We start from the raw sequence: 15,416 nt of genomic DNA on the forward strand, positions 1-15,416 counted from the left end.
CCCACCGGACCGCACACCTGATACCCGGGAGCGCCACCTCACGTGAAGTACGCCGACACGATCCTCGACCTCATCGGGAACACCCCGCTCGTGAAGCTCAACAAGGTGGTCGAGGGGATCTCGGCGACCGTGCTGGTGAAGGTCGAGTACCTGAACCCCGGCGGCAGCGCCAAGGACCGCATCGCGACGCGCATCATCGACGCCGCCGAGCGCGAGGGGAAGCTGAAGCCGGGCGGCACCATCGTCGAGCCCACCTCGGGCAACACGGGCGTCGGCCTCGCGCTCGTCGCCCAGCAGCGCGGCTACCGCTGCGTCTTCGTGCTGCCGGACAAGGTCGGCGAGGACAAGCGCAACGTGCTCACGGCGTACGGCGCCGAGATCGTGGTCACGCCCACCTCGGTCGCGCCGGACCACTCCGACTCCTACTACTCCGTGAGCGACCGGCTCGCGCGCGAGATCCCCGGCGCCTTCAAGCCCGACCAGTACTCGAACCCCAACGGACCGCTCAGCCACTACGAGACCACGGGTCCCGAGATCTGGCGCGACACCGAGGGCGAGATCACGCACTTCGTCGCGGGCGTCGGCACGGGCGGCACCATCAGCGGCGTCGGCCGGTACCTCAAGGAGGTGTCGGAGGGGCGCGTGCGCATCGTCGGCGCCGACCCCGAGGGCTCCGTCTACTCGGGCGGCACCGGCCGCCCCTACCTCGTCGAGGGCGTCGGCGAGGACTTCTGGCCGGCCGCGTACGACCCCGACGTGGTCGACGAGGTCATCGCGTCGAGCGACCAGGAGTCGTTCGACATGACCCTGCGGCTCGCCCGCGAGGAGGGCCTGCTCGTCGGCGGATCCAGCGGCATGGCCGTCGTCTCCGCGCTCAAGGCCGCGAAGCACCTGGGCCCCGACGACGTGATGGTGATCCTCCTGCCCGACGGCGGCCGCGGCTACCTCGGCAAGATCTTCAACGAGAGGTGGATGCAGTCCTACGGCTTCGCCCGCGTCAACGGCCAGCGCACGGTCGCCGACGTCATGAGCGCCAAGACCGGCAGCCTCCCCGACCTCGTGCACGCGCACCCGAACGACACGATCCGCGACGCGATCCGCATCATGACCGAGTACGACGTCTCCCAGCTGCCCGTCCTCTCAGCCGAGCCGCCCGTCGTAATGGGCGAGGTCGCCGGCGCCGTGGACGAGCGCAGCCTCCTCGAGCTCGTGTTCAGCGGGCGCGCGCAGCTGTCCGACCAGGTCGGGCCGTTCACGGGCGACGCGTTCGGCCTCATCGGCGTGAACGAGACCGTGCCCGACGCGTGGAGCGCCCTCGGATCCGCCGACGCGCTCATGGTCAGCGACGGCGGCAAGCCCGTCGGCGTGCTGACGCGGCACGACCTCCTCACCTACCTCACCGACTGATCCGCCGGCGCAGCACCCGCATCCTCCCGAACCACAGAGACGAGTCCCCGTGAGCGACAAGCACGACTTCGACACCCGCGCGATCCACGCCGGCCAGGTCCCGGACCCCACCACGGGCGCGGTCATCCCGCCGCTGTACCTCACGAGCACGTTCGTGCAGGACGGCATCGGCGGGATGCGGAACGGCTACGAGTACGCCCGCAGCGCCAACCCCACCCGCACGGCGCTCCAGGAGCAGCTCGCGTCGCTCGAGAAGGGGTCGCACGCGTTCTCGTTCGCCTCGGGACTCGCCGCCGAGGACACCCTGCTGCGGGCGATCACGCGCCCCGGCGACCGCATCGTGCTGAGCGACGACGTGTACGGCGGCACCTACCGCCTCCTCACGCGCGTGCTCGGCGACTGGGGCATCGTCGTCGAGACGGTCGACATGAGCGACCTCGCCGCGGTGGAGCGGGTGCTCGGATCCGGCCCCGCCAAGGTCCTCTGGGTCGAGACCCCGAGCAACCCGCTGATGAAGATCAGCGACATCCGCGCGCTCGCCGACCTCGGCCACGCGGCCGGCGCGACGGTCGTCGTGGACAACACCTTCGCCTCGCCCTACCTGCAGCAGCCGCTCACGCTGGGTGCCGACGTGGTCGTGCACTCCACCACCAAGTACCTGGGCGGCCACTCCGACGTGCTCGGAGGCGCGGTCATCCTCGACGACGACGCGCTCGCCGAGAAGGTCGGCTTCCTCCAATTCGCGATCGGCGCCGTCTCCGGCCCCATGGACGCCTGGCTCACCACCCGCGGCATCAAGACGCTCGCCGTGCGCGTCGAGCGCCACTCCGCGAACGCCGAGGAGATCGCCGCGTTCCTGCAGCAGCACCCCGACGTCACCGCCGTGCACTACCCGGGCCTCCCGGAGCACCCCGGCCACGACATCGCGAAGGCGCAGATGACGGGCTTCGGCGGCATGATCTCGTTCCAGGTGCGCGGGGGAGCGAAGGCCGCGCGTCGCGTGGTCGAGGGGACGCGCGTCTTCCAGCTCGCGGAGTCGCTGGGCGGCGTGGAGTCGCTCATCAGCTACCCGTCCGAGATGACGCACGCCTCGGTCAAGGGCACGCCGCTCGAGGTCCCGGACGACCTCGTGCGCCTGTCGGTGGGCATCGAGTCCGTCGAGGACCTCGTCGTCGACCTCGAGCGCGCGCTCGGCAAGGCCCTCAAGCAGGGCAAGCACTAGCGGCGGACGACCCCGCATCGCCGGCGGGGTCGAGCCGCGCTCAGGGCAGCAGCTCGCGCACGGCCTCGTCGACGCTCACGCCCCGCTCGCGCGCGTGGGCGCTGAGCCGCGCCATCGTGTCGCGGTCGAGCGCGATCGTGAGGGTCGTGTCGCCGGGCTCGGGCGCGATCTCCTCGTCGAACGCGTCGAAGTCGAACAGACCCGGCTGGGCGGGGGCCCCGGCCTCCAGCTCCTCCGCCGCGGCGACCTGGGGATCCGCCGCGCGCTCGGCGTCGGCCTCCACGGCGGCCGTCTCCGTCGCGTCGTCGGGGGACCCGGACGCGTCGGCCTCGTGGCCCGCCCAGCCGGGGCCCTCCGGGATCGGGCGTCGCCCCTGGAACGCCGTCGCGACGGCGCGCGCCCGGTCGTCGGCCGCCTCGTTGAGCGGGTGGTTCGCGTGGCCCTTCACCCACTCGAAGCGGTAGCGCCGGCCCTGGATCTCCGCGTCGATCTCCTGGAGCAGCTCGACGTTGAGCACCGGCTTGCCGTCGCCCTTGCGCCAGCCCTTGCGCTTCCAGCCGGGCATCCACTTGGTCACCGAGTTGATCACGTACTGGCTGTCGCAGAGCACGAGGAGGTCGTCGTCGAGGTGCGCGGTGGCCCGGAACAGCTCGAGCACGGCCTTGAGCTCGCCCTGGTTGTTCGTCGCGTGCGGCCATCCGCCCGCTGCCCAGTGCTCGTCGTCCACGTACCAGGCCCAGCCGGCTGGACCGGGGTTGCCGAGCGCGGATCCGTCAGCGGCGGCGGTGATCGTCACAGGTGGTGCCTCTCCTCGGGTGGACGACCAGTCTGCCGCAGCGGTCCCGCCGCCGGCGCCCGCCCTCCCGGGTCGGCCGATCCCCGGGGCGCCCCGTGTGACAGTCACATGTGACAATGTGACACCTGCGCCGCACGGCGCGACCGGGCCACGGCCCGCACCAGGACGGGGTCGATGATGACGACGGAGACGCCGCGCGGCAGGGCGCCGAGCATCCGCGACGTCGCGCGACTCGCGGGGGTGTCGCACCAGACCGTCTCCCGCGTCCTCAACGACTCGCCCTCGCTCCGCGCGGAGACGCGCCAACGCGTGCTCGACGTGATGGAGCAGGTGCAGTACCGGCCCAACCGCGCGGCTCGGGCCCTCGTCACCAGCCGCTCGCGCACGATCGGCGTGCTCACCGCCCAGAGTTCGCAGTACGGCCCGGCGTCGTCCATCGCGGCGATCGAGGCGGCGGCCCGCGAGGCCGGGTACCTGGTCACGACCACGAACCTGCCCTCGTCCGACGAGGCCGCGATCCAGGTCGCGCTCGGGCACCTCGTTGACCAGGCGGTGGAGGGCCTCGTCGTCGTGGCGCCGCAGGTGCGCGTGCGCGAGGTGATCGCCAGCATGTCGCTCGACGTCCCGTACGTGACCATGCAGAGCGACGGGCGCGGCGACGCGCACGACCTCTCGGTCGACCAGATCGCGGGTGCGCGCCTGGCCACGCGGCACCTGCTCGACCTCGGGCACCGCGACATCTACCACCTCGCCGGCCCGCAGGACTGGATCGAGGCGGAGGCCCGCATGCGCGGCTTCCTCGACGCCATGTCGGCCGCCGAGGTGCCCACGACCGCGCCGATCCTCGGCGACTGGACGGCCGAGTTCGGCTTCTACGCGGGTCGGGAGATGCTGCGCCTCCGCGACTTCACCGCGATCTTCTCCAGCAACGACCAGATGGCCCTCGGCCTCATCCACGCCGTCCGCGACGCCGGCCTCGACGTCCCGCGCGACGTCAGCATCGTCGGCTTCGACGACATCCCGGAGGCGGCGCACTTCTGGCCGCCGCTCACGACCGTCCGCCAGGACTTCGCCGAGGTCGGTTGCCGCTGCGTCGCGCTCCTCCTCGACGGCATGGGCGGGACGGGGGACCGGTACCGCGGCACGATCACGCCGGAGCTCGTCGTGCGCGCGTCCTCGGGACCGCCCTCGTCCTGATCCGTCCCCCGCGTCCTCCCCAGCCGCGACGACCCCACTTCGAGGGGGGCAGGGCGTCTCGGGTTGACAGGTCGATCCCGCGCGTGTGTAGAGTGACATCCGCTGATGTGACCGTTCACATCGGCGGGCGGTCTTCCCGGGCCGCCATGCATCAGACGAAGGAGTCGATCCCGTGCCCAGCGCCCCCGTGAGCACCGCAGCCGAGGCCCAGCCCAGCACGGAGGCCGAGAGCTACGTCATCGGGGTCGACTACGGCACCCTCTCCGGCCGCGCCGTCGTGGTGCGCGTTTCGGACGGCGTCGAGCTCGGCTCCGGCGTCCTCGACTACCCGCACGCGGTGATGGACGACACGCTCGCCGCCACCGGCGCGCAGCTGCCGCCCGAGTGGGCCCTGCAGGTGCCCTCCGACTACGTCGACGTGCTCAAGCAGGCCGTCCCCGCCGCCATCCGCGAGGCCGGCATCGACCCCGCGCGGGTCATCGGCATCGGCACCGACTTCACCGCGTGCACCATGGTCCCCACGCTCGCCGACGGCACCCCGCTCAACGAGGTCGAGGGATACGCCGACCGCCCCCACGCCTACGTCAAGCTCTGGAAGCACCACGCCGCGCAGTCGCACGCCGATCGCATCAACGCGCTGGCCGAGGAGCGCGGCGAGAAGTGGCTGGCGCGCTACGGCGGCCTCATCTCGAGCGAGTGGGAGTTCGCGAAGGGCCTCCAGCTGCTCGAGGAGGACCCGGAGCTCTACGGGCTCATGGACCACTGGGTCGAGGCGGCCGACTGGATCGTCTGGCAGCTCACCGGCAGCTACGTCCGCAACGCCTGCACCGCCGGCTACAAGGGCATCCTCCAGGACGGCGAGTACCCCACGCCCGAGTTCCTCGGTGCGCTGAACCCCGGCTTCGCCTCGTTCGCCGAGGAGAAGGTCGCGCACGAGATCGGCCAGCTCGGATCCGCCGCCGGCACGCTCTCCGCCGAGGCCGCCGCCTGGACGGGCCTGCCCGAGGGCATCGCCGTCGCGGTCGGCAACGTCGACGCGCACGTCACCGCCCCCGTCGCCCGCGCCGTCGAGCCCGGCCAGATGGTCGCGATCATGGGCACCAGCACCTGCCACGTCATGAACAGCGACGTGCTCACCGAGGTCCCCGGCATGTGCGGCGTCGTCGACGGCGGCATCGTCTCCGGCCTCTACGGCTACGAGGCCGGCCAGTCCGGTGTCGGCGACATCTTCGCCTGGTACGTCAAGAACCAGGTGCCCGCGCGCTACGCCGAGGAGGCGGCGGCCGCCGGCAAGAGCGTCCACCAGCACCTCACCGACCTCGCGGCCGACCAGCCCGTCGGCGGCCACGGCCTCGTCGCGCTCGACTGGCACTCCGGCAACCGCTCGGTCCTCGTCGACCACGAGCTGTCCGGCCTCGTCGTCGGCACCACCCTCACCACGCGCACCGAGGAGGTCTACCGGGCGCTGCTCGAGGCCACCGCGTTCGGCACCCGCAAGATCGTCGAGACGTTCGGCGCTTCGGGCGTGCCCGTCACCGAGTTCATCGTCGCGGGCGGCCTGTTGAAGAACGCGTTCCTCATGCAGGCGTACAGCGACATCCTGCGACTCCCCATCTCGGTCATCACGAGCGAGCAGGGTCCGGCGCTCGGATCCGCCATCCACGCCGCCGTCGCCGCGGGCGCGTACCCCGACGTGCGCGTCGCGGGCGACGCGATGGGCAAGGTCGAGCGCGGGAAGTACCAGCCGGACGAGGAGCGCGCGCTCGCTTACGACCGTCTCTACGAGGAGTACTCCACGCTCCACGACTACTTCGGTCGCGGCGCCAACGACGTCATGAAGCGGCTCAAGTCGCTCAAGAGGGAGGCCCGCGCGTGAGCACCTACGCACCCGAGATCGAGGTCGCGGTCGCCCGCGTCCGCTCCGAGGTCTCCCGCCTGCACGCCGAGCTCGTGCGCTACGGCCTCGTGGTCTGGACCGGCGGCAACGTCTCCGGCCGCGTCCCCGGCGCCGACCTCTTCGTCATCAAGCCCTCGGGCGTCAGCTACGACGACCTCAGCCCCGAGAACATGATCCTCTGCGACCTCGACGGCAACGTGATCCCGGACACCCCCGGCTCGCGCAACGCCCCGTCGAGCGACACGGCGGCGCACGCGTACGTCTACCGCAACATGCCCGAGGTGGGCGGCGTGGTCCACACGCACTCCACCTACGCGGTGGCGTGGGCGGCCCGGCGCGAGCCCATCCCGTGCGTCATCACCGCGATGGCGGACGAGTTCGGCGGCGAGATCCCCGTCGGCCCGTTCGCGATCATCGGCGACGACTCGATCGGCCGCGGCATCGTGGAGACGCTCACCGGCCACCGCTCGCGCGCCGTGCTCATGGCGGGCCACGGCCCGTTCACCATCGGCAAGGACGCGAAGGACGCCGTGAAGGCGGCCGTCATGGTCGAGGACGTGGCGCGCACCGTGCACATCTCGCGCCAGCTGGGCGAGCCCGCGCCGCTCCCCGCCGACGCCGTTGACGCCCTGTTCGACCGCTACCAGAACGTCTACGGACAAGCACCCCAAGGAGCCCTGAAGTGAGCCGCATCACCACCTCCCTCGACCACTACGAGGTCTGGTTCCTCACCGGCAGCCAGAACCTCTACGGCGAGGAGACGCTCCAGCAGGTCGCCGAGCAGTCTCAGGAGATCGCCCGGCAGCTCGAGGAGGCGTCGGACATCCCCGTCCGCGTCGTCTGGAAGCCCGTCCTCAAGGACTCCGACAGCATCCGCCGCATGGCCCTCGAGGCCAACGCGAGCGATCGCACCATCGGCCTCATCGCGTGGATGCACACGTTCAGCCCGGCGAAGATGTGGATCCAGGGCCTCGACGCCCTGCAGAAGCCCTTCCTCCACCTGCACACGCAGGCCAACGTCGCGTTGCCGTGGAGCAGCATCGACATGGACTTCATGAACCTCAACCAGGCCGCGCACGGCGACCGGGAGTTCGGCTACATCCAGTCGCGCCTCGGCGTCGTCCGCAAGACGGTCGTCGGGCACGTCAGCACCGAGTCGGTGCGCGACAGCATCGGCACGTGGATGCGCGCCGCCGCCGGCTGGGCCGCCGTCCACGAGCTCAAGGTCGCCCGCTTCGGCGACAACATGCGCAACGTCGCCGTCACCGAGGGTGACAAGACGGAGGCCGAGCTCAAGTTCGGCGTCTCCGTGAACACGTGGGGCGTCAACGACCTCGTCGAGCGGGTCGACGCCGCGACCGACGCCGAGATCGACGCGCTGGTCGACGAGTACGAGCGCCTCTACGACATCGCCCCCGAGCTGCAGCGCGGCGGGGAGCGCCACGAGTCGCTCCGCTACGGCGCGGCCATCGAGGTTGGGCTCCGTTCGTTCCTCGAGGAGGGCGGCTTCGGCGCGTTCACCACGAGCTTCGAGGACCTCGGCGGCCTCCGCCAGCTCCCCGGCCTCGCCGTCCAGCGCCTCATGGCCGAGGGCTACGGCTTCGGCGCCGAGGGCGACTGGAAGACGGCGGTGCTGATCCGCGCGGCGAAGGTCATGGGCTCAGGCCTCCCCGGGGGCGCGAGCCTCATGGAGGACTACACGTACCACCTCGTCCCCGGCGAGGAGAAGATCCTGGGCGCCCACATGCTCGAGATATGCCCCACGCTCACGACCGGCCGACCGAGCCTCGAGATCCACCCGCTCGGCATCGGGGGACGCGAGGACCCGGTGCGCCTCGTCTTCGACACCGACCCCGGCCCCGCCGTCGTCGTCGCCATGAGCGACATGCGCGAGCGGTTCCGCATCGTCGCGAACGTCGTGGAGGTCGTGCCGCTCGACGAGCCGCTCCCGAACCTGCCCGTCGCCCGCGCCGTGTGGAAGCCCGCGCCGGACCTCGCGACGAGCGCAGCGGCCTGGCTCACGGCCGGCGCCGCCCACCACACGGTCATGAGCACGCAGGTCGGCGTCGAGGTCTTCGAGGACTTCGCCGAGATCGCGCGCACCGAGCTCCTCGTCATCGACGAGGACACGACTCTCAAGGGTTTCACCAAGGAAGTCCGCTGGAACCAGGCGTACCACCGCCTGGCCCAGGGCCTGTAACACCCACACCAGGGGTGCGGATCCGGCGCAGATGCCGACCGCGCCTCACAGCAGCAGTACGAAAGGACACGACCGTGAAGATGAAGAAGGTACTCGTCGGCATCGCCGCCACGAGCATCGCCCTCTCCCTCGCCGCATGCTCCGGCGGCGGCGGCGGCAGCGCCGGCGGCACCGAGGACAACAAGGGCGCCCTCGTCGGCGTCGCCATGCCCACCAAGACGAGCGAGCGCTGGGTCGACGACGGCAACAACGTCAACGACCAGCTCACCAAGCTCGGCTACAAGGTCGACCTGCAGTACGCCAACGATAAGGTGCAGGACCAGATCTCGCAGATCGAGACGATGCTCAACAAGGGCGCCAAGGCGCTCATCGTCGCGTCGATCGACGGCACCGCGCTGACCCAGGTCCTCAAGACCGCGGCCGACGACGGCGTCAAGGTCATCGCGTACGACCGCCTGATCAACGGGACCGAGGACGTCGACTACTACACGACGTTCGACAACCAGCAGGTCGGCGTGCTCCAGGGCAACTCGCTCCTGCAGGGCCTCGGTCTCGTGGACGCCGACGGCAAGGCCACCGGCAGCACCGAGAAGAAGACCATCGAGGTCTTCGCCGGCAGCCCGGACGACAACAACGCGACGTTCTTCTACGACGGCGCGATGAGCGTCCTCAAGCCGTTCCTGGACTCCGGTCAGGTCACCATCGGCTCGGGCCAGTCCGAGTTCAGCCAGGTCGCGATCCAGCAGTGGAAGCAGGAGGGCGCCCAGGCCCGCATGGAGAACCTGCTCTCGGGCTCGTACCCCGGCGGCGCCAAGCCGGACGGCGTGCTCTCGCCGTACGACGGCCTGTCGCGCGGCATCATCCAGGCCCTGACCTCGGCCGGCGTCGCCAGCGACGCCATGCCGATCATCACCGGCCAGGACGGCGAGAAGGCGTCCGACAAGCTCATCCTCGACGGCGTCCAGTACTCGACGATCTTCAAGGACACGCGCCTGCTCGGCAAGGAGGCCGTCACGATGGTCGACGACCTGCTCACCGGCGGCACCCCGGACGCTCCCGACACCTACAACAACAAGGTCAAGGGCGTCCCGACCAAGCAGTTCGCCCCCGTCACCGTGACGAAGGACAACCTCGTCGAGGTCATCGTGGACAGCGGCTACTACACGCAGGACGAGATCGACAAGGGCGAGTAACCCTCACCCGCACCGCCTCAGGCGGCGCACCCGGCCGGTCGACGCATGCGTCGACCGGCCTCCACCGGGTCGGGCCGGCCGTGCACCACGGCCGGCCCGGCTGCGGGTGGCGATCGACCGCCGCCCGCAGCACCACCGCCGGGAACCCGGCACCACCATCCACACAAGTGAGGCAGGCCATGGCCAACCACATTCTCGAGATGCGCGGCATCACCAAGACGTTCCCCGGCGTCAAGGCGCTGCAGGACGTCACTCTCGAGGTCACGCGCGGCACGTGCCACGCGATCTGCGGCGAGAACGGCGCGGGCAAGTCGACCCTGATGAAGGTCCTGTCCGGCGTCTACCCGGCGGGCTCCTACGACGGCGACATCGTCCTCGAGAACGACGTCGTCAAGTTCTCCAGCATCCGCGACAGCGAGAAGTCGGGCGTGGTAATCATCCACCAGGAGCTCGCGCTGAGCCCCTTCCTCTCCATCGCGGAGAACATCTTCCTCGGCAACGAGATCTCCAAGGGCGGCTTCATCGACTGGAACTCCACCAACGTGGAGGCCGCGAAGCTCCTCGCCCGCGTCGGGCTGAGCGACAACCCGGCCACCAAGATCGCCGACATCGGCGTCGGCAAGCAGCAGCTCGTGGAGATCGCGAAGGCCCTCTCCAAGGAGGTGAAGCTCCTTATCCTCGACGAGCCCACGGCGGCGCTGAACGACGAGGACTCCGCCCATCTGCTCGACCTGATCAAGCACCTCAAGGGCCAGGGCATCACGAGCATCATCATCAGCCACAAGCTGAACGAGATCAAGGCGATCGCCGACGCGGTGACGATCATCCGCGACGGCAAGACCATCGAGACCCTCGACCTCGAGCGCGACTCCATCAGCGAGGAGCGCATCATCAAGGGCATGGTCGGCCGCGACCTGCAGAGCCGCTACCCCGACCGCACGCCGGACATCGGCGACGAGGTCCTCCGCATCGAGGACTGGACGGTCCACCACCCGCAGGAGCACTCCCGCGTCATCGTCGACCACGCCAACCTCAACGTCCGCGCGGGCGAGGTCGTCGGCATCGCCGGCCTCATGGGCGCCGGTCGCACCGAGCTCGCGATGAGCGTCTTCGGCCGCTCCTACGGCGCGAACATCTCCGGCAAGCTCTACAAGCGCGGCAAGGAGATCCAGGCCAAGACGGTCGGTGAGGCCATCAAGAACGGCCTCGCCTACGCCACGGAGGACCGCAAGCACTACGGCCTGAACCTCATCGACGACATCAAGCGCAACATCTCCGGCGCCGCGCTCGAGAAGCTCGCGAAGGCCGGCTGGGTCGACGCGAACCAGGAGTACGTGGTGGCCGACGGCTACCGCAAGTCGATGAACATCAAGGCCCCGAGCGTGGGCGCCATCACCGGCAAGCTCTCCGGCGGCAACCAGCAGAAGGTCGTCCTCTCGAAGTGGATGTTCTCCGACCCGGACGTGCTGATCCTCGACGAGCCCACCCGCGGCATCGACGTCGGCGCCAAGTACGAGATCTACACGATCATCAACGCGCTCGCCGCCCAGGGGAAGGCGATCATCGTCATCTCCAGCGAGCTGCCCGAGCTCCTCGGCATCTGCGACCGGATCTACGCCCTCTCCGCCGGGCGGATCACGGGCCAGCTGCCGATCGCCGAGGCGACCCCCGAGAGCCTCATGTCCTACATGACCAAGGAAAAGGAATAGTCACCATGTCCAGTCTCAGCAGTGTGGCGGGTTTCCTCGTCAGTCGCCTCAGGCAGATCGGCATCTTCATCGCGCTGATCGCGATCGTGGTGCTGTTCCAGATCCTCACCGACGGGACGCTCCTCGAGCCCCGCAACGTCACGAGCATCGTCGTCCAGAACGCCTACATCCTGATCCTCGCCATCGGCATGGTGATGATCATCATCGCCGGCCACATCGACCTGTCGGTCGGCTCCGTGGTGGCCCTCATCGGCGCCGTCTCGGGTGTGTTCGCCGTGAGCTGGGGCTGGCCGTGGTGGGCGTCCATCATCGCGAGCCTCGTCATCGGCGGCCTCATCGGCGCCTGGCAGGGCTTCTGGGTGGCGTACGTCGGCATCCCCGCGTTCATCGTGACCCTCGCCGGCATGCTCACGTTCCGCGGCCTCGCGCAGATCGTCCTGCAGAACCGCCCCATCACGCCCTTCCCGGACGAGTACGTCTCGGTCGGCGCGGGCTTCCTGCCGGACCCCTCGGGCGGTAACTCCTACCTGGAGTGGGTCACCGTCACGCTGGGCGTCCTGGCCGCGATCTTCCTGGTCGCGCAGCAGCTCCGCGAGCGTCGCGCCCGCGTCAAGCTCAACCTCGAGGACGAGCCCTTCGCCTGGTTCATCACGAAGCTCGCCACCATCGCGATCCTCGTGCTCGGCATCACGTACCTGCTCGCGAGCTACCAGGGCACGCCGATCGTGCTGCTCATCCTCGCGGTCCTCGTCCTCGTCTACACGGCGGTGATGAACCGCAGCATCTTCGGCCGCCACATCTACGCCCGAGGCGGCAACCTCAACGCGGCGCAGCTGTCCGGCATCAACACGAAGCGCGTGGACTTCCTGCTCTTCGTGAACATGGGCTTCCTGGCCGCGCTCGCCGGCATCGCCTTCACCGCGCGCAGCAACTCGGCGCTCCCGTCTGCCGGCAACGGCTTCGAGCTCGACGCGATCGCCGCGGTGTTCATCGGCGGCGCGGCCGTCACCGGCGGCATCGGCACCGTGACCGGCGCCATGATCGGTGGTCTGATCATGGGCGTGCTCAACAACGGCATGTCGCTGCTCGGCCTCGGCACGGAGTACCAGCAGCTCATCAAGGGCCTCGTGCTCCTGCTGGCGGTCGCGTTCGACGTGTTCAACAAGAGCCGCGGATCCAAGTCCGCGACCTGATCCACCCGCGTCACCCGCGCTGACGCGCACCGAGGGGCCCGGCATCCGCATGGATGCAGGGCCCCTTCGTCGTAAAGGATCGCAGTCGGCGTGGAGCTGTGGATAGGTGTCTGCCGCGCGGCCTCGAGTTCCAGCGGTGCATGTCTCTGACGAGGTACCCAGTTGCAGCCCTAGCGTGTCGACACTGATCCCCTCTGGAGGAACGATGTCCCTGCCGAAATCCGCTCGAAACTCTGCCCACCGCCACCGAGCGGCCAAATGGCTGACTGGCCTGACAGCAGTGATATTCGTCGTCGCGGGGGCCAGCCCGGCTAGTGCCAGCTCCATGAGCTTCCACGGAGGCCCAAGCGACGCCAGTGTCGTGACTCAGGGTTTGCCAAATGCGGCCGAACACGCGGTGGACGATGTTCAATCGGCTCGCGCTCTGGCGGAATTCCGGGCGGGGAACATCGTTCCTCGATTCGAGCAAGAGAACGGCGCCCGCTATGAGGTCTACGCCCTGCCGGAAGGGGCGACATTCGCCTTCCGGGTGGACGCTGCCAGCGGCGATCCGGTGTCTGGTTCCCTCATCGGCGGCGGGTATGGGGACCAAGGGCTCTTCATCAGCCTCAACTCGACTGATCAGGGCGCCATCGCGGCCGGGGCGGGCTATGCGGTGGGAGCGGCGCTATGCGCTTTGCCTGGCGTCGGTCAGGCGGCATGCGTCGTTGTCGGGTCCGTTATCGCTGCCGCTACCTATTACATCGGCGCGAATGGGGTGTGCGGCGGTGGCAGAGAGCTGCGCATCTACCTGCAGCTGCTGGGCTACCCCGAGTGCCAGTAGGACGAGCGTACCTAGGGCTGTGCACAGCACAGATCGCGTCGGGCTCAACACCCTAGTGTGAAGTCTACTTCACCTAGAGGGGGTTTCCGTCATGAAGCAGAGCACCATAGTCACCGCTCTCGTCTGCGCCGTCGTGTTGGGCGTGGGTCTGTATGAAGCGACTCAGGGTCCAGGCGACATAGCCAGGGGGGTCATCGTGGCTGCAATCGCGTTTGCGGGGCCGGTGACGGCCATGGTCGTCAAAGGAAGGCGTGCCAGGTCTTCCCGGTCGGATAGGCCTGGCAGCGTGGAGATGGCACTCGCGCGGGATGTTCAAGCGACTGTCTTCCGAGATGTCGTCATCGCTCTCCCTGTGGCGTTTTTAGTGAGCGTGGTCATTCCAAAGCTCACGTCGGCGACGACGGTTTTCGGGATTCTACTCATCCTGTTGGTCGACTTCTGGCTGAGGTACGTTTTGGCCTTGAGGCGAGCCGTCCGTTCATGACAGTCGAGAATCAGATCCGCGAGCGACGCACGGCTCTGGGGCTCACCCAGCAGGGCCTCGCGGAGGAGGTCGGTGTCAGCAGACGCACGATTATCTCCATCGAACAGGGCAGACATGAGCCGACGCTTTCATTAGCATTTTCGCTTGCGCGCGTATTCGGCGCTTCCTTGGAAGAGCTTTTCTCGCTGGCTCGAGACGATTGATGCCCAAAGGTTTGCCCTTGGCGCGCTGTTCGGCGGTCTGGTGATGGGCTGACGAGGCGTTCGGCATGTTCGACAAGAGCCGCGGATCCAAGTCCGCGACCTGATCCACCCGCGCCACCCGCGCTGACGCGCAACGAGGGGCCCGGCATCCGCATGGATGCCGGGCCCTTCGGCGTGTGCAGCTCGAGGGGTGGGGGCCGGTCGCTCGCGCGCGCCCGGATCCGCGTAACGTCCACGCAGTCCGCCGCCGCGTCGAGTGCCGTGTCGCGCGGTCCATCCAGGAGAGGGGGAGCGCAGCATGCGGAGGTTCGTGATCCCCTGGGCTGCGGTCGGAGTGGGGGTGTCCGTGCTCGCCGCCGTCCTCGCCGTGCAGCACGGGCGCGACCCCGTCGCCGCCGTGGTGTCCGCGCTCGTGGTCCTCTCCAGCGGACCGATCGGCCTCGCCATCCGGCACCGTCGCGATGGCCGGTCCCGCGCGGCCGCGTCCGGCAGCGTGGAGCGGGCGATCGTCGCGTGCACCCAGGCGGCCGTCTTCCGCGACCTGTTGATCGCGATCCCGGCCGCCGCGCTGCTCCAGCTGCTGCGCCCCGGCCAGCCGCCGATCATGACGTCCCTGATGCTCATGGTCTTCGCGCTCGCCGACTACGGCTTCCGCTACGACGCGCGGCTGCGCGCCTGCCTCCAGCCGGGGCCGGGCACGAACGACCTCGGCGCGTATCGGGTCGCGGCCCGAATGGCGGCGGAGGACCTCGCGCGGGCGACCGGCGTGAGCGATCGCACGGTGGTCGCCATCGAGAACGGCCGCCACGAGCCCGGCGTGGTGCTCGCGCGAGCGATCGCGATCGAGCTCGGCGTCCCCGTCGCGCGGCTCTTCCCCGGCAGCATGTCGGGAGCATGACGGGGAGCGGACGGGACAGACGGAGGGCCCGGCATCCACGTGGATGCCGGGCCCTCCGGTCGTGCGGGTGCGGGCTCTAGGTGTACTGGGTCATGACGTTGGTGACACTCGGGCCGCGGGCGTGAGCCCGTGGCTTGAGTGGATTCGTTCAGTGTTGTAGTGCTCGATGAAGGGGTCAAGCGCGTCGGCGCGGT

The 15,416-nt window shown here is 69.4% G+C and carries 14 protein-coding genes and 1 pseudogene; 13 read left to right on the forward strand and 2 right to left on the reverse strand.

The window, feature by feature from the left end; translation table 11 throughout:
* The first annotated feature begins 42 nt into the window (after nt 1-42).
* The gene (locus tag HDR73_RS07820) at nt 43-1,407 is read left to right on the forward strand and encodes a cystathionine beta-synthase (RefSeq protein ID WP_012297609.1); all 1,365 of its coding nucleotides are present in this window, start codon (nt 43-45) and stop codon (nt 1,405-1,407) included.
* Nucleotides 1,408-1,456: 49 nt separating this feature from the next.
* A complete protein-coding gene (locus tag HDR73_RS07825; RefSeq protein WP_012297610.1) occupies nt 1,457-2,629 on the forward strand; it encodes a cystathionine gamma-synthase in 1,173 nt (390 codons plus the stop codon).
* 40 nt (nt 2,630-2,669) lie between these two features.
* On the opposite strand, the gene HDR73_RS07830 is transcribed toward HDR73_RS07825, so the two are convergent.
* Nucleotides 2,670-3,425, reverse strand: coding sequence for an RNase H family protein (locus HDR73_RS07830; protein WP_012297611.1), 756 nt, complete (start codon nt 3,423-3,425; stop codon nt 2,670-2,672).
* Between the two features lie 174 nt (nt 3,426-3,599).
* Between HDR73_RS07830 and HDR73_RS07835 the strand changes: the two genes are divergently transcribed.
* The 11 genes from HDR73_RS07835 (at nt 3,600) to HDR73_RS07885 (ending at nt 15,222) form a co-directional block, all read left to right on the forward strand.
* A complete protein-coding gene (locus tag HDR73_RS07835) occupies nt 3,600-4,622 on the forward strand; it encodes a LacI family DNA-binding transcriptional regulator (protein WP_012297612.1) in 1,023 nt (340 codons plus the stop codon).
* A 172-nt stretch (nt 4,623-4,794) separates the two neighbouring features.
* Nucleotides 4,795-6,498: a ribulokinase gene (gene araB / locus HDR73_RS07840; RefSeq protein WP_041464255.1), complete on the forward strand. Its 1,704-nt coding sequence runs from the start codon at nt 4,795-4,797 to the stop codon at nt 6,496-6,498.
* On the forward strand, nt 6,495-7,205 hold the full coding sequence (locus HDR73_RS07845) for an L-ribulose-5-phosphate 4-epimerase (protein ID WP_012297614.1): 711 nt from the start codon (nt 6,495-6,497) through the stop codon (nt 7,203-7,205). Before araB ends, HDR73_RS07845 begins: the two co-directional genes overlap by 4 nt.
* Nucleotides 7,202-8,719: an L-arabinose isomerase gene (araA, locus tag HDR73_RS07850; RefSeq protein ID WP_012297615.1), complete on the forward strand. Its 1,518-nt coding sequence runs from the start codon at nt 7,202-7,204 to the stop codon at nt 8,717-8,719. Before HDR73_RS07845 ends, araA begins: the two co-directional genes overlap by 4 nt.
* A 74-nt stretch (nt 8,720-8,793) precedes the next feature.
* On the forward strand, nt 8,794-9,912 hold the full coding sequence (locus tag HDR73_RS07855; RefSeq protein WP_012297616.1) for a substrate-binding domain-containing protein: 1,119 nt from the start codon (nt 8,794-8,796) through the stop codon (nt 9,910-9,912).
* 179 nt (nt 9,913-10,091) lie between these two features.
* Nucleotides 10,092-11,621, forward strand: coding sequence for a multiple monosaccharide ABC transporter ATP-binding protein (gene mmsA / locus HDR73_RS07860; protein ID WP_012297617.1), 1,530 nt, complete (start codon nt 10,092-10,094; stop codon nt 11,619-11,621).
* 5 nt (nt 11,622-11,626) lie between these two features.
* Nucleotides 11,627-12,814 (forward strand): multiple monosaccharide ABC transporter permease, encoded by a 1,188-nt coding sequence (gene mmsB, locus HDR73_RS07865; protein ID WP_012297618.1) that lies wholly within the window; start codon nt 11,627-11,629, stop codon nt 12,812-12,814.
* Between the two features lie 325 nt (nt 12,815-13,139).
* Nucleotides 13,140-13,637 carry a hypothetical protein gene (locus tag HDR73_RS07870; protein WP_133064098.1) on the forward strand — a complete coding sequence of 166 codons (498 nt, stop codon included), beginning with the start codon at nt 13,140-13,142 and terminating at the stop codon, nt 13,635-13,637.
* A gap of 91 nt (nt 13,638-13,728) precedes the next feature.
* The gene (locus tag HDR73_RS07875; protein WP_041464256.1) at nt 13,729-14,121 is read left to right on the forward strand and encodes a hypothetical protein; all 393 of its coding nucleotides are present in this window, start codon (nt 13,729-13,731) and stop codon (nt 14,119-14,121) included.
* Nucleotides 14,118-14,324, forward strand: a complete 207-nt coding sequence (locus HDR73_RS07880; protein ID WP_086935876.1) for a helix-turn-helix transcriptional regulator — start codon at nt 14,118-14,120, stop codon at nt 14,322-14,324. The genes HDR73_RS07875 and HDR73_RS07880 overlap by 4 nt, the downstream gene beginning before the upstream one ends.
* Before the next feature lie 298 nt (nt 14,325-14,622).
* A complete protein-coding gene (locus HDR73_RS07885) occupies nt 14,623-15,222 on the forward strand; it encodes a helix-turn-helix transcriptional regulator (protein ID WP_012297621.1) in 600 nt (199 codons plus the stop codon).
* Between the two features lie 90 nt (nt 15,223-15,312).
* On the opposite strand, the pseudogene HDR73_RS07890 reads toward HDR73_RS07885, so the two are convergent.
* Nucleotides 15,313-15,416 (reverse strand): annotated as a pseudogene (locus HDR73_RS07890) (IS481 family transposase); the annotation flags it as partial.

This window comes from Clavibacter sp. (assembly GCF_014802555.1).
Classification (GTDB): Bacteria; Actinomycetota; Actinomycetes; order Actinomycetales; family Microbacteriaceae; genus Clavibacter; species Clavibacter sepedonicus.

Coding starts and splice junctions, on each gene's coding strand:
- HDR73_RS07835 (WP_012297612.1), top strand. CDS start 3,600: ATGATGACGACGGAGACGCCGCGCGGCAGGGCGCCGAGCATCCGCGAC.
- mmsA (WP_012297617.1), top strand. CDS start 10,092: ATGGCCAACCACATTCTCGAGATGCGCGGCATCACCAAGACGTTCCCC.
- mmsB (WP_012297618.1), top strand. CDS start 11,627: ATGTCCAGTCTCAGCAGTGTGGCGGGTTTCCTCGTCAGTCGCCTCAGG.
- HDR73_RS07870 (WP_133064098.1), top strand. CDS start 13,140: ATGAGCTTCCACGGAGGCCCAAGCGACGCCAGTGTCGTGACTCAGGGT.
- HDR73_RS07875 (WP_041464256.1), top strand. CDS start 13,729: ATGAAGCAGAGCACCATAGTCACCGCTCTCGTCTGCGCCGTCGTGTTG.
- HDR73_RS07880 (WP_086935876.1), top strand. CDS start 14,118: ATGACAGTCGAGAATCAGATCCGCGAGCGACGCACGGCTCTGGGGCTC.
- HDR73_RS07885 (WP_012297621.1), top strand. CDS start 14,623: ATGCGGAGGTTCGTGATCCCCTGGGCTGCGGTCGGAGTGGGGGTGTCC.